Source organism: Phyllobacterium sophorae, from assembly GCF_003010965.1.
GTDB classification, from domain to species: domain Bacteria; phylum Pseudomonadota; class Alphaproteobacteria; order Rhizobiales; family Rhizobiaceae; genus Phyllobacterium; species Phyllobacterium sophorae.
Genome location: NZ_PGGM01000005.1, coordinates 30,500 through 53,693, shown reverse-complemented (window position 1 = coordinate 53,693; position 23,194 = coordinate 30,500). Strand labels below are relative to the sequence as shown.

Genomic DNA, 23,194 nt, shown 5'->3' with positions numbered 1-23,194 from the left:
AACGTCATGGTTGCACGCGGTCTGGCCGAGGGAAATGGATCAACCGAAGACGCCGGAGCAACCGGAGAACCCACTTTCGCCATCGCTTTCGGTGGTGGGGGAGCGAGGGGCCTTGCACATATAAATGTCATTGAGGCAATGGATGAACTTGGCATCCGCCCGGTGGCAATCGCCGGCTCCTCCATTGGAGCAATCATGGGAGCCGGCATGGCGGCGGGCATGTCCGGGCGCGATATCCATGAATATGCTGTGGCCACGCTGTCGCGCCGCGCCGAAATTGTTGCCCGGTTGTGGCGCCTGCGGCCAGCAAGTTTCGGAGAAATGTTCGGCGGGGGAATCCGGCTCGGCCAATTCAATATCGAAAGGGTCCTGAGAAACTTCCTTCCAGACCGGATCCCCGACACCTTCGAAGAACTACGCATTCCCTTGAGTGTCACCGCTACAGATTTCTATGGGCAGCGCGAAGTGCCAATCGCCAATGGCGACCTCTTCAGCGCCATTGGCGCTTCGGCAGCCATACCGGCATTGTTCCGGCCCGTCAGGCGTGATGATCGAATTCTGATCGACGGCGGCATCTACAATCCCGTTCCCTTCGACCACTTGAAGCACAAGGCGCAGTTTGTCATTGCCATTGATGTCGTCGGCGGCCCAGAAGGGGATATTGGCAGGTTCCCATCATCGATCGATGCGATGTTCGGGGCCAGCCAATTGATGATGCAGTCGATTATCGCAACACGGCTTCGCACTGATCCTCCGGCGATTTTCCTGCGTCCGAGCGTTGCCCGGTTTGGCGTCCTCGATTTCCTGAGGGTCGAACAGGTTCTGAGGGATTCTGCTGGCATCAAGGACGAATTGAAGCGGGCCGTTGATGCAGCCATCACCTATGCCGAACGTCGGGAGCCCGAGTGAAAGGACTTACTCAGCCGGTGTTGCATCGGCCTCGACCGCAATATCCATTTCTTCGTCTTTTACCGTATCGATACGCTTGGCTTCACGGGTCGGCCTGATCAAAGGCTCAGGCGTAACAGGCCGAGTCAACAGCAGATCATTGCCGGCTGTCAGGCCTTCCGACGCCTGAATATGCAGTCGGTCCTCGTCGCGACGCCTGATGTCCTGCATGATCTCGTAAGCGAGCTCTTCGCTGACTCCGAGCTCTTCCAGCGTCCGGCGGCCAAAGACCAGACCGGATTCGAACGTTTCACGCAACTCGTAGTGAACGCCGCGTGCCCGCAATTTCAGTGTGTGGACGCGATCATAGGAACGCACGAAAAGTTTGATGTCCGGATATTCCGCCTGGATCATTTCAACGATCTGGTCAGTTGTTTCCTTTTTGTGCGTGCAAACCGCAACGATTTTCGCCTGTCTGATTCCCGCCGCTTCCAGCACTTCCTTGCGCGTACCGTCGCCGAAATAGATGCGGAACCCGAATCGCCCCGCGGCCCGGATACGATCGGCCGAAGCATCGATCACGGTCACATCGCTACCGCCTGCCAGAAGGATTTGCGCGGCGATCTGCCCGTAACGCGAGAATCCGATCATCATAACGTCGGAGCCAGCACCTTCAAAATCCTCGTCGATTTCAACATCGGTGTCATGATTGACCAGAAACTTGTTTCCGAGCGCAACGGATAGCGGCATGACGGCCATTGACAGTGTTACGACGGCGATCAGTTCGGACGCAGTGGAGCCGCTCATCAATCCCGCCGCTGCAGCTGTCGAAAACAATACGAAACCGAACTCACCACCCTGCGGCAGGAAGAAGGCGATGCGGATGGCGTCGTTGTGACTGGAGCGAAACAGCCGCGCCAGTGCGTAGACGAGAAGCGCCTTGATGGCCATGAATACCGGCACGGCCAGAAGAATGTCGACCCAATTATTGAGAATTACCTCAAGGTCAAGCGAAAGCCCGACGGCGATGAAGAACAGGCCGAGAAAAACACCACGAAACGGTTCGATATCGGCTTCGAGTTCATGCCGATAGGACGATTCCGCCAGAAGGACGCCAGCAATGAAAGCGCCCATCGCCATGGAGAGACCGGCGAACTGCATCAGCACAGCAGCGCCAATCACGACGAAAAGTGCGGCCGCAATCATGACCTCGCGCGCGCCGGTATTGGCGATGAAGCGGAAAAGTGGATTGAGCAGATAGCGGCCAACAGCGACGATCGCGCCAATGCAGATAACCGCAATGAGAAATTGGCCAAGCGGATCGGCTTGGTGCTGCGCCGAGTCGGGCGCAAGAACAGGAATCATTGCGAGGAGTGGCACGATTGCCAGATCCTGGAACAGCAGGATGGCAAACGAAGTCTGGCCGTGCTGCGTTGCTGTTTCGCCGCGTTCTTCCAAAATCTGCATGGCGAATGCCGTTGAGGAAAGGGCGAGACCAAAGCCGGTCACGACAGCCGCTTGCCACATCATCAGATTGAATGCCAGGATCACGGCCGTCAAGGCAGCGCCCGTGACGATGACCTGTGCGGCTCCTAACCCAAAAATCGCGTGGCGAAGTGTCCATAACCGGGAAGGCTTGAGCTCCAATCCGATTACAAAAAGCAGGAACACGACGCCGAGTTCGGAAAAATGCAGGACCTGTTCGCCATCCGTTATAAGATTGGCAAGTGGCCCGATCAACAGACCCGCGGCGAGATAGCCAAGAACTGTTCCGAGCCCCAGCCGCTTGAAAAGCGGGGCCGCGATGATTGCGCCGGCAAGCAGTGCCAATGCCTGAAAATAAAGGTTGCCGCTTTGCGAAAGCATAGGTTCGTTATCCGGACTGGGAGATTGTTGCGTTCGGTTGCCTTGATAGACCCCAATTTGCACCATATAGGAAGGTATGCGTCTGACCTGTGTCAGATAAGTCCTTGCATCCTATCATGCAATCAACCTTAGAGACGAATATGACAGAGCCTGTAAATTCGCGCGAATTCGTAGATAATGCCACTGCGCTTGTCGAAGCTGCCAGGCGTGCGGGAGCGGATGCAGCCGATGCGGTTGTCGTACGGTCGCGTTCCTCCGGCGTCAGCGTTCGATTGGGAAAGGTTGAGTCCACCGAATCGTCGGAAAGCGACGAATTTTCTCTGCGGGTCTTTGTGGGCCGTAAGGTGGCAAGCATATCGGCGAATGCCGGTGCTGACCCAAAGGTGCTCGCCGAGCGTGCAGTCGCCATGGCAAAAGTCTCGCCGGACGACGCCTATGAGAGCTTGGCGGCACGGGAAAATCTAGTACGCAACATACGCGATCTCGACCTCTACGATGCCACGGTCGTCGATGCCGCGCAATTGACTGAGGTTGCCCTTGCCGCCGAAGCGGCGGCACTCGCAGTCGAAGGCGTAACCAACTCGGGTGGCGGCTCCGCATCCGCGGGCATGGGGGGGCTCGTACTCGTCACCTCGGATGGGTTTGCTGGACAATATATGGGTTCACGCTTTTCTCGTTCCGTGAGCGCCATTGCCGGAAGTGGTACGGCAATGGAACGGGATTATGATTTTTCGTCACGAATATATTACGATGCACTTGAAGATGCTGCGGCCATCGGCCGTTCGGCCGGGGAACGTGCGGTCAAGCGGCTTGGCGCACGTCAAGCCAGGACTGGCCGCGTCAACGTGGTCTATGATCCTCGTGTTGCGCGCGGCATGGCCGGCCATTTGGCCAGCGCAATCAATGGCGCATCGGTGGCACGCAAGACCAGCTTCCTGAAGGATCGCATGGGTGAAAAGATACTGAGCGAAACAATCACCGTCACCGACGATCCTTTGCGGGTTCGGGGCCCTTCGTCACGACCCTTTGACGGCGAAGGTCTGGAGGGTGTGCCGTTGAACATGATCGAAAATGGTGTTCTCAAGCACTGGTTCTTGTCGACATCGACCGCAAAGGAACTGGGGCTTACGACCAATGGCCGGGGCGTCCGTTCCGGTTCCACGGTAGTCCCGTCTTCGACAAATTTCGCCATCGAGCCAGGTGAACAGGACCCGGGAGAGCTCATACGCGCCGTCGGCACGGGCTTCTATGTGACAGAGCTTTTCGGCCATGGTGTCGATATGATTACCGGCGAATATAGCCGCGGCGCATCGGGTTTCTGGATTGAGAACGGCGAGATCTCCTATCCGGTGAGCGAAGTTACTATTGCTTCCAATTTGAAAGAGATGTTCCTCAATCTTACCGCAGCCAGTGACATCGACCGCAATTTCGGCGTGGCCAGCCCGACCCTCGTAATCGAAGGCATGACACTTGCCGGCAAATAAGCAAAATCGCGACGATCTCGAGCTTATACGTGAGGCAGCGGAAGGGGCTGGCAAGATTGCCTTGTCCTATTTCAAGCAGGCTCCGCAAATCTGGATGAAGACCGGCAACTCGCCAGTCACGGAAGCCGATCTGGCGGCGGACAAATACCTGAAGGACATGTTGCTGACGGCCCGGCCCGACTACGGCTGGATATCGGAAGAAACACACGACGAGCGGGCGGTGTCACAGCGTCAGCGTTTCTTTGTCGTCGATCCAATCGACGGGACTCGCGCTTTCATCGAGGGGTCTGATGTCTGGTGCGTCAGCGTCGCAGTCATCGAAAATGGCCGCCCTGTCGCAGGTGTCCTTGAATGCCCCGCCCGTAACGAGATCATTACCGCACTGCCTGGTCATGGCGCGCAGCAGAATGGCAATGTCATTCGAGTTCAGGCCGAAACCAGGCCATTCAAGGTTGCAGGACCAGGCGCATTCCTGAAGCGGCTACCGGAGCGTTTCCTTGCATCGATGGAACATGCTCCCTACGTAGCCTCTCTGGCATACAGGATAGCAATGGTGGCACGGGGCGATATTGCCGGGACGTTCGTGCGCCCCAATTCCCATGACTGGGATTTGGCAGCGGCGGATCTCATCCTTTCGGAAGCGGGTGGCAATGTCTTGACAGCCGAGGGCAAGGCGCTCACTTACGGCTTGCGCAACACCAGCACCGGTGATTACCGCCACGGTGCGCTCGTCGCAGCAAGCGGGCTACTAATGGATAACATGTTGGACGTTGTCGCAGAAACCGCCTTCGGCTAAACAAGCAACAATCATCATCGATCAATTTTTGGACGGGCAACCATGAGCGAAAACACATCCGAGCCGAAACAGCTGCTGCATCTGGTTTTTGGTGGCGAGCTGAAAAAATTGGGCGGCGTTGAGTTCCGCGATCTCGACAAGCTTGACATTGTCGGCATCTATCCCAATTTCGAGACCGCGCAGCGCGCATGGAAATCCAAGGCACAGCAAACCGTCGACAATGCCCATATGCGCTATTTCATCGTCCACATGCACAAATTGCTGGACCCCAATACGGGTAAGGCAGGTTGATCGCGCGTCGCGGTCCCGAATTGACAACGGCATGATCGAAAACAGCTCAGCAACAACCAAGGCCCCCCGGCGCAAAGGTGGGGCACTGAAACGTTTTTGGCGGTCGGTACGGGGGCCCTTGGCAAACTCGCCTATGGTTCGGTCCCTGATCGTCTGGCTGATCACCCAGTTTTTCCGGCTCGTGCACATCACCAATCCCCGGCTGCGTGGTTCCTCGGACTTGGAGGACATGAAGCGCGGCGGCGAACCGTTTATCGCTGTTGCCTGGCATGGACAGCATTTGATGGCGCCATTTCTTATGCCCCGTGGCGTTCGTTTCGTTGCGATGTTTTCCAAAAGCAAGGATGCGGAACTCAATGCACGGGTTGCGGAACGATTCGGGGTGGAAATCGTGCGCGGCTCTGGGGGGAGGGAGCGCGCGAGAGGAACGGAGAAGGGAGGCGCGAGAGCGCTTCTCGTTCTGAAAAAGGCATTGAAGGAGGGTAAGACGGCGGCGATGATTGCTGATATTCCTCATGGGACGCCGCGTGACTCGGGATTTGGCGTCATTCTCCTGGCGAAATTGTCTGGTCGTCCTATTCTTCCGATTTGTTATCTGACGTCTCGCCGGAAAGTTCTGGAGAAGAGCTGGGATAAGACCACCATTCCCTTGCCATTCGGCAAATCGGGGTTGATTGTCGGCGACCCAATCTTTGTTCCCGAGGACGCCGATGATGCGATGCTGGAAGCCAAGCGTGTTGAGTTGACTGATAGCTTGAATGAGAACACTAGACGGGTGCATGAGCTCGTGGATGGCGCGGCATGAGTGAGCGATGGGCGCGTCTGGTCCTGAGTACCTATCGATGGGTGGGTGCAGCGGCCTTCCCGGTTGTTGGCGCCTATGTTGCGTTCCGCGCCAGCAAAGGCAAGGAAGAACGCGGACGTCATGGTGAGCGTTATGGTGTCGCCAGCGTCGCACGCCCCTCCGGTCCGCTGATTTGGGTCCATGCTGCCAGTGTCGGCGAGACTTCCGCAGTCACTCCGCTGGTGGAAGCAATTGTCGATATGGGCATCCACGTTGTGTTGACGACGGGTACGGTTACATCAGCGAAAATGGTTCAGGACCGGTTGGGCGATCGTGTTATCCACCAGTATGTTCCGCTCGATCTAAAGCCCGCTGTTGACCGTTTCCTTACTCATTGGCAGCCGGATCTCGCGATTATCTGCGAATCCGAAATCTGGCCGATGACCATCCTCGAATTGGGGACCCGCAGGGTTCCGCAGGTTCTGGTCAATGGCCGCTTGTCGGATCGGTCCTTTGCCAACTGGCATAAGCGCCCTTCGATAGCGGAAGCTCTGTTCGAAAACCTCGCGCATGTCGTAGCGCAGTCTGAAATCGACGGTGAACGGTTTCGTACGCTGGGCGCAAGACCGGTAACGGTTTCTGGCAATCTGAAAGTCGATACGGCGATCCCGCCTGTGAACGACGCGGAACTAAGCGCGTTGCAACGGATGATCGGATCGCGGAAAACCTGGGCCGCCATCTCCACCCATCAGGGTGAGGAGCAGATCGTGGCGCAGGTCCACCATATGTTGAAAGCGCGGCATCGCGATTTGCTCACGATCATTGTACCGCGCCACCCGGATCGAGCGATAGAAATCGCTGCTGAAATCGAGAAGATGGGGATGAAGGTTGCGTTGCGTAGCCGCGGCGATCAGATCGCGCCGGATACGGATATATATCTCGGCGACACGATCGGCGACATGGGGCTTTATCTCCGCGTGACGGAAGTCGCCTTTGTCGGCCGCTCGCTGACTGCGCAAGGCGGTCAAAATCCGCTTGAACCGGCCATGCTCAGATCGGCTATCCTGTCGGGACGCAATGTCCAGAACTTCCGGGATTCGTACCAGCGTCTCATCAAGAATGGCGGGGCGAAGCTTGTGCGCGACAAGGATATGCTTGCGGGTGCGGTCAATTACCTCTTCAACAATCCGGAAGAGCGCCAGGTGATGATCGATGCCGGATTGAAAACGGTCGAAGATATGCGCGGCTCTCTGACGCGCACCATGACGGCCCTGGAACCGTTTATCCAGCCTCTTGTGTTGCAGGCCCGGCTGAGCAATCGCGAAGGCGGCTGGAAATGACGAGCGAAGCGCCTCCATTCTGGTGGGAAAAGCCGGATTGGCGCGCTCGGGCCTTGAGCCCTTTGTCGAGAATCTATGGTGCCGTCGCGGGCCGGCGCATTCGCCGCGCCAATCCTCCTGCTGTGCCCTTGCCGGTCCTGTGTATCGGCAATTTTACCCTGGGTGGTGCGGGAAAGACCCCGACGTCGATCGCCTTTGCGCAAGCGGCTGTTGCCGCCGGTCTCAAGCCGGGGATAGTCTCACGCGGGTACGGCGGGGCATTTTCCGGCCTGCACCGCGTTGATCCTGATCATGACAGTGCACGCCACGTCGGCGACGAGCCCATGCTCCTAGCGCGCCATGCTCCAGTGGTGGTTTCTGCGGATCGACTGGCCGGTGCCAAGGCCCTGCAGGCGGCTGGCTGCGACTTCATCATCATGGACGATGGTTTCCAGAGTGCCCGGCTTCATTTTGATTATGCCTTGATGGTCGTCGACGCCGGACGTGGCATCGGCAATGGTCGCGTGTTTCCCGGAGGTCCGCTGCGCGCGCCGTTGACTGACCAGCTTGTCCGTACCGACGCATTGTTGAAAATTGGCACCGCCAGTGGTGCCGACCAACTCGTGCGTAGTGCTGCACGTGCTGCTAAGCCTATCTATGAAGCGGTATTGAAACCCCGGACAGCAGAGATTTCGCGCGAGCCGTTGCTTGCCTTCGCGGGTATTGGCGATCCCTCCAAATTCTTCAGGACACTGCAGGAGGCAGGTGCGACGGTTGCGCAAACAAGGTCATTTCCCGATCATCACCCCTATACGAATGAGAACATCGAAGAGTTGATAAATGCCGCCGACAAGGATGGTCTCACACTGATCACTACGGCGAAAGATCACGTGAGGCTGTTAGATGGCGGCCTGGCCTCGAGGGCATTTGCCGAGCGCATATTGGTATTGGAAATCGAACTGGCTTTCAGCCATCCGCAAACTGCCTCGCGCATTATTCGTGAAACGCGTGAGCGCGCCCGGATGCGCGAGATCAAGCGCTCATAGTCTTCCGCGGAGCTTGAGCTTTGGTGGGGCTTCACGCATCGGGATATCAAGATTGCTGCCCGTCGTCTGACTGTACATCCGATCATTGGAGAAGATCACCGCGCCTGCGCGGCGAATTTCAACCGCCAGCGCGACGCGTTTCGGCCCGGACGCCGGCACCGCGATCTCATAACCAACCGGAAACGTAACATTGCGACCGAGAGTGAAGCTGGTAGAGGCGAGCTTGGGCATGGGCGCAGAGTTGCCGCCGGTGGCATCATGGGCCGCCACGAACACGACCGAACTTGCCGTAAGCTGATAATAGGGCGGCCCTTGCAAGTAGCCGCGAATGGTTTTCGTCGGTCCGCTGTAGGCTGGGGCGCGGCTTGCGCCGTCGGTCGTACAGGCGCTGACTGCAAACAGCCCGAGGGCGAATATTGAAGTCAGGGCCGCGCGCCGGGATGTCATTTGTCAGGCCTTCGTTCGCTGGCGCAGGGCGGGATTCATTTGGATTTCTCGCTCCAGTGAAATCCGCGCGTCCGCATAAGCTTCCTGGCGCGCGACACTCCAATATTTGAGCTCGTCGAGCGGGATCTTCTCCGAAGTCACCGCGCAGAGCACATAGGAACCTGGTGACAGGACCTGAAAGTCGCCGTCGAGATAGCGAATTTTGGCCTCACGGGAGCCCGGCCCCTCAAATCTGTTCATTAAATTTGTTCCAGTTCAATCATTCAGGGTCATTTACGCGCCAGCGGTCACGCCGGTCAAGACTTAGCGGCGGCCAAACAACCGCTCAATATCGCTGAGTTTGAGCTCGATATAGGTTGGCCGGCCATGATTGCACGTGCCGGAACCCGGCGTTTCCTCCATCTGCCGCAGCAGCGCGTTCATCTCATCGGGTTTCAAGCGCCGGCCGGACCGGACTGAACCATGGCAGGCCATGGTTGCCGCGACATGGTCGAGAATGGCTTTCAGGCCATTGGATGTGTCATGCTCGGCGATCTCGTCGGCTAGATCGCGAATGAGCTGCGGCGTGTCTATTTCACCTAGCATCGACGGTGTCTCGCGCACCGCAACAGCGCCAGGGCCGAAGGATTCGATGCCGAGGCCGAAGCGCGCTAGAGTCTCGGCATGCGCGACGAGCCGTTCGACGTCCTCCTCGGGAAGATCGACGATCTCCGGGATGAGCAGCATCTGGGCCGGCAGGGGCCGCGAATGCAGAGCGTTCTTAAGCGCCTCGTAAACCAGCCGCTCATGCGCGGCGTGCTGATCGACAATCACCAGACTGTCCTTGGTCTGCGAGACGATGTAATTCGCGTGAATTTGCGCTCGGGCCGCGCCGAGTGGATTCGACAGCAGGTCCGGTGCGACTTCTATCGTTCCGGCGCGCGCATCAGCCGCGAGCGCCTCTGCTCGATCGTAGAGGAATGTCTGAACCGTTTCGGCAAAACCATTTTCGCTGTTCTTGAAACCGGATTCCGGCTCAAGCGGGCGATAGGGCGACCGCTGCACATGGTAATTCTGATTGACCGCTCTTGCGCCCTGCCAGTGCTGCCCGGTGACACCCGGTGGGCTGGGTTCCCTTCCACCGAGGCGGAATGAATTCAGCATGGCTTCGGCGCCGCTCGTTGCCGCTCGAATGCCCGATTGGCCAAGAGCTTCGCGGATGGCGCCGACAATAAGCCCACGCACCAGTCCGGGGTCCCGGAAGCGTACATCAGCCTTGGCCGGATGCACATTGACGTCGACCAGCGCCGGATCGAGATTAAGAAAAAGTACGACGACCGGATGCCGGTCGCGTGAAATCACGTCGGCATAGGCGCCGCGGATAGCACCCCATATCTGCTTGTCGCGGACCGGCCGGCCGTTGACATAGGCAAACTGGTGCAGGCTGTTGGCGCGATTGAACGCAGGAATACCGGCAAAACCGGTCAAACGCACACCATCACGCATGGCGTCGATCGCAATAGCGTTTTCCGGAAACTCCTTACCCAGCACTTGCGAAATGCGCTCCAGCATTCCGGCCGAGCCTTCACCCGTTGCGGCGAGGTCCAGTGGCGTACGGTCACTACCGGCGATGGAAAAGCGAATATGCGGAAATGCAATGGCGACGCGCTTCACCACGTCACTGATCGCGGAAGCTTCTGCCCGGTCCGTCTTCATGAATTTCAGTCGCGCGGGGGTTGCGAAGAACAGATCGCGTACCTCTGCGATGGTTCCGCCATTCATCGGCGTTGGGCGCGGACCATCCATTCTCCCCCCATGCACGCTGATCTCGAAACCGGAATCGGCCTCTGCTTTGCGTGATTTGACCGACAGCCGCGATACCGAACCGATCGATGGCAACGCTTCACCGCGAAACCCCAGTGCGCGAATATCATGAACGTCGTCCGTGAGCTTGGATGTACAATGACGTGAAACGGCTAGCGACAGCTCGTTCGAAGGAATGCCTGAACCATTGTCGGTGACACGTATCAGGTTCTTACCGCCACCTGCCGTGACGATCTCGATGCGCGTCGCACCCGCATCGATGGCGTTTTCGACAAGCTCCTTCACGACACTCGCGGGCCGTTCGATGACTTCACCTGCGGCAATCTGGTTGATGATGGTTTCTGTGAGCTGTTTGATGGCCATTTAAGACATATAGTGGATTCGGTTCACTGCGGAAATCCGGCCGCTTCACAAGTCCCCGGAAAATATTTTAAGCTGAAAACATCTGGTCAGCACCACGATTTTGATGGTAGGTCTTTTCCAAGTATCAAGGAGGAAAACCCATGGCCAATTCCAAGCCGTCCTTTGTCTGGACTGATCCCTTTCTCTTGGAAGATCAATTGACCGAAGACGAGCGGATGATCCGTGACAGCGCGCGCGCCTTCGCGCAGGGCGAACTTTTGCCACGCATCGAAGAGGCCTATCTTGAGGAAAAGACTGATCCGGAGCTCTTCAGGCTGATGGGTGAATCGGGCCTTCTCGGCGTAACCCTACCCGAAGAATATGGAACCGCCGGCGCATCCTATGTCGCCTACGGCCTCGTAGCGCGTGAGGTCGAGCGAGTTGACAGTGGCTATCGCTCGATGATGAGCGTCCAATCATCGCTGGTTATGTATCCGATTTATGCATATGGCTCGGAAGAGCAGCGAAAGAAGTACCTGCCAAAGCTCGCATCTGGTGAGTGGATCGGTTGTTTCGGACTGACCGAACCCGATGCCGGTTCTGATCCTGCTGGCATGAAGACCCGCGCGGAAAAAGTGGCGGATGGCTACCGCCTGTCCGGTTCGAAAATGTGGATATCCAATTCTCCGATTGCCGACGTTTTCGTCGTCTGGGCAAAATCCGATGCGCACGATGGCCAGATCCGTGGTTTTGTGCTGGAAAAAGGCATGAAAGGTCTTTCCGCCCCGAAGATCGGCGGTAAGCTCTCCCTGCGAGCCTCCATCACCGGCGAAATTGTTATGGATGGCGTCGTCGTTGGTGAAGAGCAACTGCTGCCAAACGTCTCGGGATTGAAGGGTCCGTTCGGATGTCTCAATCGCGCCCGCTACGGTATTTCCTGGGGAGTCCTGGGTGCCGCGGAAGATTGCTGGCAGCGAACGGTGCAATATGGCCTCGACCGCAAACAGTTCGGCCGGCCGCTTGCGGCAACGCAGCTTTTCCAGAAAAAGTTCGCGGATATGCAGACGGAAATTGCGTTGGGCCTCCAGGCTTCGCTGCGCGTTGGCCGCTTGTTCGATGAGGGCAAGGTCACGCCGGAAATGATAAGCTTGGTCAAGCGCAACAATTGCGGCAAGGCACTCGATATTGCGCGCGTCGCCCGCGATATGCATGGCGGTAACGGCATCCAGATCGGCTATCACGTGATGCGCCACGCGCAGAACCTCGAGACGGTCAACACGTATGAAGGCACGCATGACGTGCACGCTCTTATCCTTGGCCGTGCGCAGACCGGTATTCAGGCGTTCTTCTGAGCATGGAGTGGACGTCCGACCATCGATCGCGATGGTCAGACTTATTAATTCACGGGTTGTGAGCGAGGGCCGTACAGTGCTTTTCAAGCGCGGCCAGAAGAATGCATAGCGCAATGCCTTCCGAAGCCAGCCGAACTTCCTGAAGTGATGGATAGGTCGGGGCGAGGCGCAGGGTGCGATCGTGCGGATCACGGCCGTACGGGGAGGTGGCACCAGCCGGCGTCAGAACCACGCCAGCCTGCCGCGCAAGATCGACAACATGCTTGGCCGTCCCTTCCATGGCGTCCACGCAGATGAAGTAGCCGCCCTCGGGCTTGGTCCAGTTAGCAACACCGGTCCCGGCCAGCCGCTTTTCCAGCGCTTCGATGACCGTATTAAACTTTGGAGCAATCAGGGCGCGGTGCGCTTCCATGTGCTGATGCAGGCCGTCGATGTTTTTCAGAAAACGCACGTGCCTGATCTGGTTGAGCTTGTCGGGTCCTATCGTGCGTTTCCCGGCGCGGGCGAGATACCACTTCACATTCACTGCGGAAGACGCGAACAATGCAAGGCCAGCGCCGGCGAGTGTTACCTTCGATGTAGAGGCGAAGACGAAGGCCCTGTCAGGATTGCCCGCTTGCTCGCACAAGTCGAGAATGTTGGCGATTTCGTGCCGATGTACCGTCAGGTGATGCACCGCATAGGCATTGTCCCAGAACAGCCGGAAGTCAGGTGCTCCCGTCCGCATGGATGCAAGACGCTCCAGAACCTCAGTCGAGTAGACCTCTCCCGAAGGGTTCGAATACTTCGGAACGCACCACATGCCCTTTACATCGGGATCGGCGGCCAGTTCCTCGACCATGTCCATATCCGGTCCATGTCCCGTCAGAGGAACAGGCAGCATGCGAATGCCATATTCTTCGCAAATAGCGAAATGCCGGTCATACCCCGGCACTGGGCAGATGAAGGCTGGTGTGCCCGATTGTTGCGACCATGGCTCAATCTCGTTTGAAACGCCTTTGAACAGCGACCAAACAAGACAATCATGCATGAGAGCAAGGCTGGAATTGTCTCCGACCACGATGCGGTCGGCAGGCGCACCCATGATTGAGGAAAACAGCGAGCGCACCTCCGGCAGGCCTTGCAGACCACCGTAATTGCGTGCGTCTTCGCCAGCTTCGCTGAAGTGATCGCCATTCCCGGGCAGCGCAAGCATTCCATTGGCAAGATCCAGCTGTTCCGGGCTCGGCTTGCCTCGCGTCATATCGATCTGGAGGCCGCGGGCACGAAAAGCTTCGTAGTCACCCAGGACCTTATTGCGCAGCGTTTGCAGGTCATCGGCGTTCAAATCAGCAATTGTAACCATGTCCACTCAGCCTTTTTGCTGCTGAACAATGCCGTAAATATTGGTCGACCGTGCGCCGGAGCGGCAATAGGCGAGAACCGGTCCTTCAGCTTCTTCCAGGGCGGTGGCCATGGCGTCAACATCATCCTGGGTCAACTGACCCGACACGACGGGAACATAATAGACCGGAATGCCTGCTTTTTCGGCAACTTGGGCAATCTCGGCGAATTCAGGCTGATCTGCTGCTTCGCCATCGGGACGATTGCAAATAATTGCACTATAGCCCGCAGCAGCAATATCGCGCACATCATCCGGTGAAATCTGCCCGGTCACGGCAAAGCCTTCGTCAATTCGACGGATATCCATTTTCTGTCCTTGGAGAGAGTTAATGTCGACACCACCATACATCAAAAGAAGGTTAACGCCATATCAAAGCAATTTCACGATTGGTATGTGCCTATTAATTAATCAAATTAATTTACATGACTAAAGTATAAGCTGTGCGGGAACACCCGCTTTCGCGGGTCTAATTCTGATTGCGGGCGGCACTCAGGCAAAAGTCGATAATATGCTGATAATTTTGAACAATCCATAAAACATGCCCTACGCGGCCGAGTTGGCATGGTCGTTGCTTTGACTCCCTTGGTGCATACAACCAAAAGAGGGGTTTACCTGAATGTGCAATCTAACAGCCAGATTTATTGGTACCTTGGCAGCCGCGGCAATCGGCGCGTCGCTGGCCCTGTCGCCGGCGACAGCCGCAGAGGAAACGATCAAGGTCGGTATTCTGCATTCGCTATCCGGGACGATGGCGATCTCCGAGACCACGCTCAAGGACACGATGCTGTTCCTGATCGATGAGCAGAACAAGAAAGGTGGTGTTCTTGGTAAGAAACTGGAAGCGGTGGTTGTGGATCCTGCCTCCGACTGGCCGCTTTTTGCTGAAAAGGCACGTCAGCTTGTTGAACAGGACAAGGTTGCGGCCGTATTCGGCTGTTGGACTTCATCCTCGCGCAAATCCGTTCTTCCGGTATTCGAAGAACTGAATTCACTGTTGTTCTACCCAGTCCAGTATGAGGGTGAAGAAAGCTCGCGCAACGTCTTCTACACAGGCGCGGCTCCAAACCAGCAGGCCATCCCTGCCGTCGATTACCTTGCCAAGGAAGAGGGCGTCGAGCGCTGGGTGCTCGCTGGTACTGACTATGTATATCCGCAAACCACCAACAAGATCCTGAAAGCCTATCTCAACGCCAAGGGCGTCAAGGATGAGGATATCATGATCAACTACACGCCATTCGGTCACTCCGATTGGCAGACGATCGTCTCCGACATCAAGAAATTCGGTTCCGCAGGCAAGAAGACGGCCGTTGTATCAACCATCAATGGCGATGCCAATGTGCCATTCTACAAGGAACTCGCCAACCAGGGCATCAAGGCAGAAGACATTCCGGTCGTTGCCTTCTCTGTTGGTGAAGAAGAGCTTGCCGGTCTCGATACCAAGCCGCTTGTAGGACACCTCGCGGCCTGGAATTACTTCCAGTCGGTCGATGCCGATGTCAATGCCGAATTCATCAAGGAATGGCATGCCTATACCAAAAACGACAAGCGCGTGACCAACGATCCCATGGAAGCAACCTATATCGGTTTCAACATGTGGGTGAAGGCTGTTGAAGCTGCAGGCAGTACGGACTCCGACGCAGTGATTGACACCATCGTTGGCGTTTCGGTTCCGAACCTTTCCGGTGGTTCTTCCACCATGATGCCAAACCACCACATCACCAAGCCGGTGCTCATTGGCGAGGTGCAGGATGATGGCCAGTTTGACATCGTCTACCAGACACCTGGCCTCGTCGTTGGTGACGAATGGTCCGACTACCTGCCGGGCTCCAAGGACCTGATTTCCGATTGGCGCAAGCCGATGTCGTGCGGCAACTTCAACGTTGTCAGCGGCAAGTGCGGTGGGGTCACCAACTAGGGTTCGAACTCCTCCCAGGCTTCGGGTCAGGGGCATCGTCCGAAGCCGGTTCCACCTCCGCCACGGCGGGGGTGGAACCCCCTGGAGACCTTCAACGCAGGATTATTCCATGCAATTCACACGCTTGCTGTCTGCACTTGTCCTGATGCTCGGCATCCTTGTCCACGCTGTTGGATCAAATGCGCAAACCGTTGATGACGGAACATTGGGGCTTCTCATTCAGGCCCTCGCAGGCGAAAATTTCGACGATACCACCAGGGCCGTTTCAGATCTGGTCAAGTCCGGTGACCCGCGCGCATCTTCCATCCTGAATGCCCTTAGCGCTGGTGATCTCTACGTTGCCAAGGCCGGCAAGACGGTATTTATCGGCAAGCGCGATGGTTCGGACTATGCCGCAATTGATCCAATTACGGGTTCCAAACTCGCCCCGGTACCTCGCTCTGCTGCCGAAAAGATCAAGGTAAACAACCGGTTACGCCGCGATATTGCTGCTGCGATTGGCGGTTTGACGCTGATGAGCGATAAGGCCGATGAGCGCCGTTCGGCCGCCGAAGCCATATTGAAGACCAGAGACCCGGAATCGATTCCGCTGCTCGACAAGGCTATTGCTGCGGAAAAGGATGCGAGCATCAAATTACTGATGAACCAGGCCAAGGCTGCCGCGGTACTCAATTCGGGCGCCACCGGTGAAGTGAAGATCGCGGCCATTGCCGAAGTCAGCGCCGGTAACAGTCGCGATGCGTTGGGTCTGCTCACTCCGCTTGCCGGGGTTGAAGGTCCGGTCGGCGAAGCTGCCCGCGCGGCGATTGACAGCATCAACTCTAAACTCGCCCTCTGGAACGGCATCCAGAATATTGTGTATGGCCTGTCTTTAGGTTCCGTTCTGCTGCTCGCCGCTATCGGTCTCGCCATCACCTTCGGTGTTATGGGCGTCATCAACATGGCGCATGGTGAGATGGTTATGATCGGCGCCTACACCACGTTCGTGGTTCAGCAGATCATCCGCACGTCTGCACCTGGGCTCTTCGACTATTCGCTCCTTATTGCTCTGCCTGCCGCCTTTCTGGCTTCGGGCGCCATCGGCGTTGTCATCGAGCGGAGCGTCATCCGCTTTCTCTACGGACGTCCGCTTGAGACATTGCTCGCCACATGGGGCATCTCCCTGGTGCTGCAACAAGCAATCCGCTCCTGGTTCGGCGCATCGAATGTGCAAGTCGGTAATCCATCCTGGATGGCCGGATCGTTCGACCTTGGGCTGTTGACCTTAACCTGGTCGCGGCTGTGGATCATCGTTTTTGCCCTGGCTGTTTTTGCCATTCTGCAACTTCTTTTAAAGAAGACCATGCTGGGCCTGCGCATGCGTGCCGTCACGCAGAACCGGCGCATGGCTTCGTCCATGGGCATAAGGACGCCATGGGTTGACGCTCTGACTTTCGGCCTTGGTTCCGGTATCGCCGGTATCGCCGGTGTGGCGCTCAGCCAGATCGACAATGTCAGTCCCAATCTCGGCCAGGGTTACATCATCGACAGCTTCATGGTCGTGGTCTTTGGCGGCGTCGGTAATCTCTGGGGCACGCTGGTCGGAGCCATGTCGCTCGGCATCGCCAACAAGTTCCTCGAGCCATTCGCCGGCGCGGTCCTCGGGAAAATCCTCGTGCTCGTCCTGATCATCCTGTTCATCCAGAAGCGTCCGCGCGGTCTCTTCGCACTCAAGGGAAGGGCTATAGAGGCATGATAACCCAATGGTTTTTCACCCATGTCGACCGGCGCGGCGGCGTTGCCATCGTACTGCTCGTTGCACTCGGCTTGCTGGTCCCGCTGTCCAATCTACTACTGCCGGTCACTTCGCCATTTCATATTCCAACCTATCTGGTTTCGTTGATCGGCAAATATCTCACCTATGCCATGCTGGCAGTCGCACTTGATCTGGTCTGGGGCTTCTGCGGTATTCTTTCACTTGGCCACGGCGCATTCTTCGCTCTCGGTGGATATGCCATGGGCATGTATCTGATGCGCCAGATCGGGCCGCGTGGCGTCTATGCCGACCCGATCCTTCCGGATTTCATGGTCTTCCTTAACTGGAAGGATTTGCCGTGGTTCTGGCATGGATTCGACAATTTCTGGTTTGCGGCACTGATGGTGGTGCTGGTGCCAGGCATTCTGGCATTCGGTTTCGGCTGGCTGGCTTTTCGCTCGCGCGTCACTGGGGTCTATCTCTCGATCATAACCCAGGCCCTGACCTATGCGCTGCTGCTCGCGTTTTTCCGCAACGATATGGGATTCGGCGGCAACAACGGTCTCACCGACTTCAAGGACATACTCGGCTTTAACGTGCAGGCGGGCAGCACCCGCTCCGCGCTCTTCGCCGCAACAGCGCTGTTCCTGGCGCTCGCGGTCTTTGTAAGCAGCTTCATCGTCCGATCCAAGCTCGGCAAGGTGCTGGTCGGTGTCCGCGATGCGGAAAGCCGCATGCGCTTCCTCGGCTATAGGGTCGATCGCTACAAACTTTTCGTCTGGACAATCTCGGCCATGATGGCGGGCATCGCCGGGGCGCTATACGTGCCGCAAGTTGGCATAATCAATCCCTCGGAATTCGAACCCGCCAATTCCATCGAGGCGGTCATATGGGTGGCTGTTGGCGGTCGTGGTACGATCATCGGTCCCATCATCGGCGCGGTGCTGGTCAATTTCGGCAAGACCTATTTCACCGCAGCTTTCCCGGAAATCTGGCTTTTTGCCTTGGGGGCGCTGTTTATTGTCGTCACCCTGTTCCTTCCGAAGGGCATTCTCGGCGTTTATGGCTCGTGGAAGGCGCGGAACTCTGATCACGTTGCGCGGAAAAAGGAGAGCGCGCCAGCGGCCGCCGACGAGACCCTGCAGATCCCCGAACCTCAGGCAGCGGAATAGATCATGAAAGCTCAGAATACATTGCTCTATCTCGATGGCGTTTCGGTCTCCTTCGACGGATTCCGCGCCATCAACAATCTCTCGCTCGTGCTTCAGGCCGGCGAGATGCGCGCGATCATCGGCCCCAACGGCGCTGGGAAGACGACGATGATGGACATTATCACCGGCAAGACCAGGCCAGATGCAGGCGACGTCTACTTCAATGGGGATGTGGATCTCACCAAATATGATGAGGCGGAAATTGCGCTGCTCGGGATCGGCCGCAAGTTTCAAAAGCCAACAGTGTTTGAAAGTCATACGGTGGAAGACAATCTGGTGTTGGCCTTGTCGGGTCCAAGGTCAGCATTCTCGACCTTGTTCCATCGCCAGAGCCGGGATGAGGCCGAGAGGATCGATGATATTCTTTATACGATCCGCCTCAGCGAAAAGCGTGACTGGCTCGCTGCGAACCTGTCGCATGGCCAGAAGCAATGGCTCGAAATCGGCATGCTTTTGGCCCAGGACCCGAAGCTGTTACTGGTGGACGAGCCTGTTGCCGGCATGACCGATGCCGAAACGGCCGAGACGGCGAAACTGCTCCGCGAGATAGCAAAGACGCGCTCGGTGCTCGTCGTCGAGCACGACATGCATTTTGTGCGGGAGCTCGACGTCAAGGTAACGTGCCTGCATGAAGGTACGGTGCTGGCCGAAGGCTCGCTCGATTTCGTCAGCAACGATCAGCGGGTGATCGAGGTCTATCTTGGCCGGTGAAGAAGGAAGTGTCTCATGCTGACCGTTGAAAATGCCTCCCTTCATTACGGTGCGGCCCAGGCCTTGCGGGGTGTGTCGCTCGAGGTGAAGCCGAACTCGATCACTTGTGTCCTCGGGCGTAACGGCGTCGGCAAGACCAGCATGCTGAGAGCCATCGTAGGGCAGCATCCGCTATCGTCCGGCTCGATCAGTTTCGATGGGACGCCGCTCGGAAAGAAACCGCCTTACGACCGGGCTCGCGCCGGCATCGCATTTGTCCCGCAGGGACGCGAGATTTTCCCCTTGCTCACCGTACGCGAGAACCTGGCAACCGGCTTTGCGGCTGCAAGTCGCAGCAATCGCACTGTGCCGCCAGAAGTCTTCGAACTGTTTCCGGTGTTGAAAACCATGCTCGGGCGACGCGGTGGCGATCTTTCCGGCGGCCAGCAGCAGCAGCTTGCCATTGGCCGAGCACTGGTGACGCGACCAAGACTTCTCGTCCTCGACGAACCCACAGAAGGCATCCAGCCATCGATTATCAAGGATATCGGCAGGGCGATCCAGTTCCTGCGTGATCAGGCCGGCCTTGCGATCCTTCTGGTCGAGCAATATCTCGATTTCTGCCGTGAACTTGCCGATCATGTCTACATCATGGACCGCGGCGAGATCGTCCATTCCGGCGACGCCGCCAGTCTTGACAGGCCGGAAGTGCGCAAGTTCCTGACTGTTTGAAAACTTGCCTTGCTGACACGATATAATCATCGTTAGGGTCGCCCCGGAGGATGGACCCCTATGATAGACAAGCTGGAATTTTTCATCGCCTTGGCGCGCCATCGGCATTTTGGCAGGGCCGCGGAAGAATGCGGTATCACCCAGCCCACGCTCTCAGCCGCCATCCGCCAGCTTGAAGACACACTCGGGGTCGTCCTGGTTCAGCGCGGCTCGCGCTTCAAGGGGCTGACGTCCGAAGGTCAGCGCGTGCTTGAATGGTCGCGGCGTATCGTTGGTGATGCGCGCACCATGCGAGAGGAAATTCGCGCTGCCCGATTTGGTCTTGCGGGCCATGTTCAAATTGCTGCCATTCCGACGGCGCTTGCCATGGTCTCGCGGTTGACCACGCCATTCCGCGAAAAACACCCGGATGTGACATTTTCAGTGACATCGCGCACTTCACTCGAAGTGCTTACGCTGCTCAGTAATTTCGAGATCGATGTCGGTATCAGCTATCTCGACAATGAACCACTCGGACGCGTGACCTCCGTGCCGCTGTATTCCGAGCGGTACCAGTTGATTACTTCGGCGGGGAATACCTACTCTGACCGGGAGTCGGTGACCTGGGCCGAGGTCGGGCAATTGCCGCTCTGCCTTTTGACCATGGATATGCAGAACCGCCGCCTTATCAACAAGCACCTTGAAGAGGCAGGCGTAGAGGTTCACCCCACGCTCGAATCAAACTCCATGATCGTTCTTTTCTCGCATATCCGCACCGGAAAATGGGCGAGCATCATGCCGCTTAATCTTGCAGAAACGCTGGGGTTCGCCGAGCCGATCCGTTCCATTCCGATTGTAGAGCCCGATGCGCGCCACCTTGTCGGCCTCGTTGCGGCAGATCGTGAGCCCCACACGCCGCTGGTCTCTGCACTCCTGCACGAGGCCAGGGCACTTGCATTGAGCCTGAATAAAGATCGATAGAAATCTTCTATCGATCAACGAGTCTGCTGTATTGATATCTCGTGGTATATTTGATCTGTTCTAAGGAACGGGGAGAAGAAAACAAGGGAGGGCCTTGCACCGTATGCAAAGCGCAAGTACCGATATCGCGGCGAGAGCGATAGGCATTATCGATCAACTGAAGGGCAAAGAAGGTCCTCTGCTTCCCATCTTGCACGAGTTGCAGGACGAATTCGGCTATGTGCCGCAGGAAACGCTGCCGTTGATTGCGACAGCCCTCAATATTTCGCGCGCCGAAGTCCATGGTGTTTTCACTTTTTATCATGACTTCCGCGATCATCCCGCGGGTAGGCATGTGCTGAAGCTTTGCCGGGCCGAAGCTTGCCAGTCCATGGGCGGCGCAGCGCTGGCAGACAGGGCGCGTCAGCTTCTCGGCGTTGATTGGCATGGAACCACCCCTGACGGTGCCGTAACGCTTGAGCCGGTTTATTGCCTCGGCCTTTGTGCCTGCGCACCGTCGGCAATGCTCGATGGCGAGGTCATCGGTCGTCTCAATGCCGACACGCTTGAAGAAATCGCGACCGAGGTACGGCTATGACGGTCACCTTCTACGTTCCGCGTGATTCTGGCGCTCTTGCGCTGGGCGCCGAAAAGGTCGCCAGGAAATTCCAGGCAGAAATCGAATCGCGCAATCTCGATGCGCGGATTGTCCGCAACGGCTCGCGCGGCCTTTACTGGCTTGAGCCCATGGTTGAGGTCGAGACGCCGAACGGTCGTGTCGCCTATGGCCCGGTCAAGGCCTCCGATGTGGCTGCGCTCCTCGACAACGGCATCGCCGAGGGCAGGGTGCATCCGCTTTGGCTCGGATTGACCGACCAAATGCCGTTTCTCGCGAAACAGACTCGCCTGACTTTTGCTCGTTGCGGCATAACTGATCCAGTTTCGCTTGAGGACTACCGCGCACATGACGGTCTTAGGGGTCTGGAGAACGCGCTTAAGTTGACACCCGCTGAGATTGTGGCGCAGGTGACGGAATCCGGCCTGCGCGGTCGCGGCGGTGCGGGTTTCCCGACCGGGATCAAATGGAAGACTGTTCTCGATACCAAAGGCGAACAGAAATACATCGTCTGCAATGCTGATGAAGGCGATAGCGGCACCTTTGCCGACCGTATGATCATGGAGGGCGATCCTTTCGTCCTGATCGAGGGCATGGCCATTGCCGGCATCGCCGTCGGCGCCACCAGAGGCTACATCTACACACGTTCCGAGTATCCCCATGCCATCGCCGTCATGAACGAAGCGCTCGACGTTGCCCGCAAGGCGGGTGTTCTTGGTGCTTCCGTACTTGGGTCCTCCTATGCTTTCGACATTGAAGTGCGCGTCGGTGCAGGTGCCTATGTCTGCGGCGAGGAAACCGCACTGCTCGAAAGCCTCGAAGGTCGCCGTGGTATCGTTCGGGCCAAGCCGCCCCTCCCGGCGCATAAGGGCCTTTTCGGCAGGCCGACGGTCATTAACAATGTGATCTCGCTCGCTTCCGTTCCGGTCATTCTCGACAGGGGAGCGGTTTTCTACAAGGATTTCGGTATGGGCCGCTCGCGCGGTACGATCCCGCTGCAGATTGCGGGCAACGTCAAGCACGCGGGGCTGTACGAAACTGCCTTTGGCCTCACACTCGGCGAAATAGTCGATGATATCGGCGGCGGCACCGCTACTGGCCGCCCGGTCAAGGCCGTGCAGGTCGGTGGTCCACTTGGCGCGTACTTCCCGCGCGCACTTTTCGATACGCCGTTCGACTATGAAGCCTTCGCCGCCAAGGATGGCCTGATCGGCCATGCTGGCCTGGTGGTGTTTGATGACAGCGTCGACATGCTGAAAATGGCGCGGTTTGCCCTGGAGTTCTGCGCGGTGGAGTCGTGCGGCAAGTGTACCCCTTGCCGCATAGGCTCGACACGCGGTGTCGAGGTCGTTGATCGCATCTCGGCCAATATTGAACCTGAAAAGCAGATCGAAGTTTTGACCGATTTGTGCAATACCATGAAGTTCGGCTCGCTATGCGCCCTGGGCGGCTTCACTCCCTATCCTGTCATGAGTGCGCTGACGCACTTTCCTGAAGATTTCCGCCCGGCGCCAAGCACGCATTTTGCCGCCGTGGCGGCGGAATAGGAGCATA

At 57.4% G+C, this 23,194-nt stretch carries 22 protein-coding genes; 16 read left to right on the top strand and 6 right to left on the bottom strand.

Annotation, left to right across the window (positions count from 1 at the left end; all coding sequences use genetic code 11):
• Positions 1-6 precede the first annotated feature (6 nt).
• Positions 7-909: a patatin-like phospholipase family protein gene (locus CU103_RS12845; protein WP_106664336.1), complete on the top strand. Its 903-nt coding sequence runs from the start codon at positions 7-9 to the stop codon at positions 907-909.
• A gap of 6 nt (positions 910-915) precedes the next feature.
• Here the strand turns inward: CU103_RS12845 and CU103_RS12840 are convergent, their stop codons facing one another.
• Positions 916-2,754 (bottom strand): monovalent cation:proton antiporter-2 (CPA2) family protein, encoded by a 1,839-nt coding sequence (locus tag CU103_RS12840; RefSeq protein WP_106664335.1) that lies wholly within the window; start codon positions 2,752-2,754, stop codon positions 916-918.
• 140 nt (positions 2,755-2,894) lie between these two features.
• On the opposite strand from CU103_RS12840, the gene CU103_RS12835 reads away from it, so the two are divergent.
• The 6 genes from CU103_RS12835 to lpxK are packed head-to-tail and all read left to right on the top strand — an operon-like array spanning position 2,895 to position 8,474.
• Positions 2,895-4,238, top strand: coding sequence for a TldD/PmbA family protein (locus CU103_RS12835; protein ID WP_106664334.1), 1,344 nt, complete (start codon positions 2,895-2,897; stop codon positions 4,236-4,238).
• Positions 4,225-5,034: a 3'(2'),5'-bisphosphate nucleotidase CysQ gene (locus tag CU103_RS12830; protein ID WP_106664333.1), complete on the top strand. Its 810-nt coding sequence runs from the start codon at positions 4,225-4,227 to the stop codon at positions 5,032-5,034. Before CU103_RS12835 ends, CU103_RS12830 begins: the two co-directional genes overlap by 14 nt.
• Positions 5,035-5,076: 42 nt before the next feature.
• Complete coding sequence (locus CU103_RS12825; RefSeq protein WP_106664332.1) at positions 5,077-5,325, top strand: DUF4170 domain-containing protein; 249 nt, start codon at positions 5,077-5,079, stop codon at positions 5,323-5,325.
• Positions 5,326-5,356: 31 nt separating this feature from the next.
• The gene (locus CU103_RS12820; protein ID WP_106664331.1) at positions 5,357-6,130 is read left to right on the top strand and encodes a lysophospholipid acyltransferase family protein; all 774 of its coding nucleotides are present in this window, start codon (positions 5,357-5,359) and stop codon (positions 6,128-6,130) included.
• Positions 6,127-7,449 (top strand): lipid IV(A) 3-deoxy-D-manno-octulosonic acid transferase, encoded by a 1,323-nt coding sequence (gene waaA / locus CU103_RS12815; RefSeq protein WP_106664330.1) that lies wholly within the window; start codon positions 6,127-6,129, stop codon positions 7,447-7,449. Before CU103_RS12820 ends, waaA begins: the two co-directional genes overlap by 4 nt.
• Complete coding sequence (gene lpxK / locus CU103_RS12810; RefSeq protein ID WP_106664329.1) at positions 7,446-8,474, top strand: tetraacyldisaccharide 4'-kinase; 1,029 nt, start codon at positions 7,446-7,448, stop codon at positions 8,472-8,474. The genes waaA and lpxK overlap by 4 nt, the downstream gene beginning before the upstream one ends.
• Here the strand turns inward: lpxK and CU103_RS12805 are convergent.
• The 3 genes from CU103_RS12805 to mutL form a co-directional block, all read right to left on the bottom strand.
• Positions 8,469-8,921: a hypothetical protein gene (locus tag CU103_RS12805; protein WP_106664328.1), complete on the bottom strand. Its 453-nt coding sequence runs from the start codon at positions 8,919-8,921 to the stop codon at positions 8,469-8,471. The genes lpxK and CU103_RS12805 overlap by 6 nt on opposite strands.
• A 3-nt stretch (positions 8,922-8,924) precedes the next feature.
• Positions 8,925-9,161, bottom strand: coding sequence for a DUF2093 domain-containing protein (locus CU103_RS12800; protein ID WP_106664327.1), 237 nt, complete (start codon positions 9,159-9,161; stop codon positions 8,925-8,927).
• A 63-nt stretch (positions 9,162-9,224) separates the two neighbouring features.
• Positions 9,225-11,087 (bottom strand): DNA mismatch repair endonuclease MutL, encoded by a 1,863-nt coding sequence (gene mutL, locus CU103_RS12795; protein ID WP_106664326.1) that lies wholly within the window; start codon positions 11,085-11,087, stop codon positions 9,225-9,227.
• Positions 11,088-11,227: 140 nt separating this feature from the next.
• On the opposite strand from mutL, the gene CU103_RS12790 reads away from it, so the two are divergent.
• Positions 11,228-12,418, top strand: coding sequence for an acyl-CoA dehydrogenase (locus CU103_RS12790; protein ID WP_106664325.1), 1,191 nt, complete (start codon positions 11,228-11,230; stop codon positions 12,416-12,418).
• A gap of 49 nt (positions 12,419-12,467) precedes the next feature.
• Here CU103_RS12790 and CU103_RS12785 read toward each other — a convergent pair whose 3' ends face one another.
• Complete coding sequence (locus CU103_RS12785) at positions 12,468-13,763, bottom strand: aspartate aminotransferase type Ic (protein WP_106664591.1); 1,296 nt, start codon at positions 13,761-13,763, stop codon at positions 12,468-12,470.
• A gap of 6 nt (positions 13,764-13,769) precedes the next feature.
• Positions 13,770-14,108: a protein tyrosine phosphatase family protein gene (locus CU103_RS12780; protein ID WP_106664590.1), complete on the bottom strand. Its 339-nt coding sequence runs from the start codon at positions 14,106-14,108 to the stop codon at positions 13,770-13,772.
• A gap of 310 nt (positions 14,109-14,418) precedes the next feature.
• Between CU103_RS12780 and urtA the strand changes: the two genes are divergently transcribed.
• The 8 genes from urtA to CU103_RS12740 all read left to right on the top strand — a co-directional run bounded on the left by urtA (position 14,419) and on the right by CU103_RS12740 (position 23,187).
• Positions 14,419-15,717: an urea ABC transporter substrate-binding protein gene (gene urtA, locus CU103_RS12775; protein WP_106664324.1), complete on the top strand. Its 1,299-nt coding sequence runs from the start codon at positions 14,419-14,421 to the stop codon at positions 15,715-15,717.
• Positions 15,718-15,826: 109 nt separating this feature from the next.
• Positions 15,827-17,452, top strand: a complete 1,626-nt coding sequence (urtB, locus tag CU103_RS12770; protein ID WP_106664323.1) for an urea ABC transporter permease subunit UrtB — start codon at positions 15,827-15,829, stop codon at positions 17,450-17,452.
• Positions 17,449-18,624, top strand: a complete 1,176-nt coding sequence (gene urtC, locus CU103_RS12765; RefSeq protein WP_106664322.1) for an urea ABC transporter permease subunit UrtC — start codon at positions 17,449-17,451, stop codon at positions 18,622-18,624. Before urtB ends, urtC begins: the two co-directional genes overlap by 4 nt.
• A 3-nt stretch (positions 18,625-18,627) precedes the next feature.
• Positions 18,628-19,374 carry an urea ABC transporter ATP-binding protein UrtD gene (urtD, locus tag CU103_RS12760; RefSeq protein ID WP_106664321.1) on the top strand — a complete coding sequence of 249 codons (747 nt, stop codon included), beginning with the start codon at positions 18,628-18,630 and terminating at the stop codon, positions 19,372-19,374.
• A 15-nt stretch (positions 19,375-19,389) separates the two neighbouring features.
• Entirely contained in the window at positions 19,390-20,085 is a 696-nt protein-coding gene (gene urtE / locus CU103_RS12755; RefSeq protein WP_106664320.1) for an urea ABC transporter ATP-binding subunit UrtE, read from the top strand.
• A 60-nt stretch (positions 20,086-20,145) separates the two neighbouring features.
• Positions 20,146-21,045: a LysR family transcriptional regulator gene (locus CU103_RS12750; RefSeq protein WP_106664319.1), complete on the top strand. Its 900-nt coding sequence runs from the start codon at positions 20,146-20,148 to the stop codon at positions 21,043-21,045.
• 103 nt (positions 21,046-21,148) lie between these two features.
• Entirely contained in the window at positions 21,149-21,622 is a 474-nt protein-coding gene (locus CU103_RS12745; RefSeq protein ID WP_106664318.1) for a formate dehydrogenase subunit gamma, read from the top strand.
• Positions 21,619-23,187: a formate dehydrogenase beta subunit gene (locus tag CU103_RS12740; RefSeq protein ID WP_106664317.1), complete on the top strand. Its 1,569-nt coding sequence runs from the start codon at positions 21,619-21,621 to the stop codon at positions 23,185-23,187. Before CU103_RS12745 ends, CU103_RS12740 begins: the two co-directional genes overlap by 4 nt.
• The last annotated feature ends 7 nt before the right edge of the window (positions 23,188-23,194 follow it).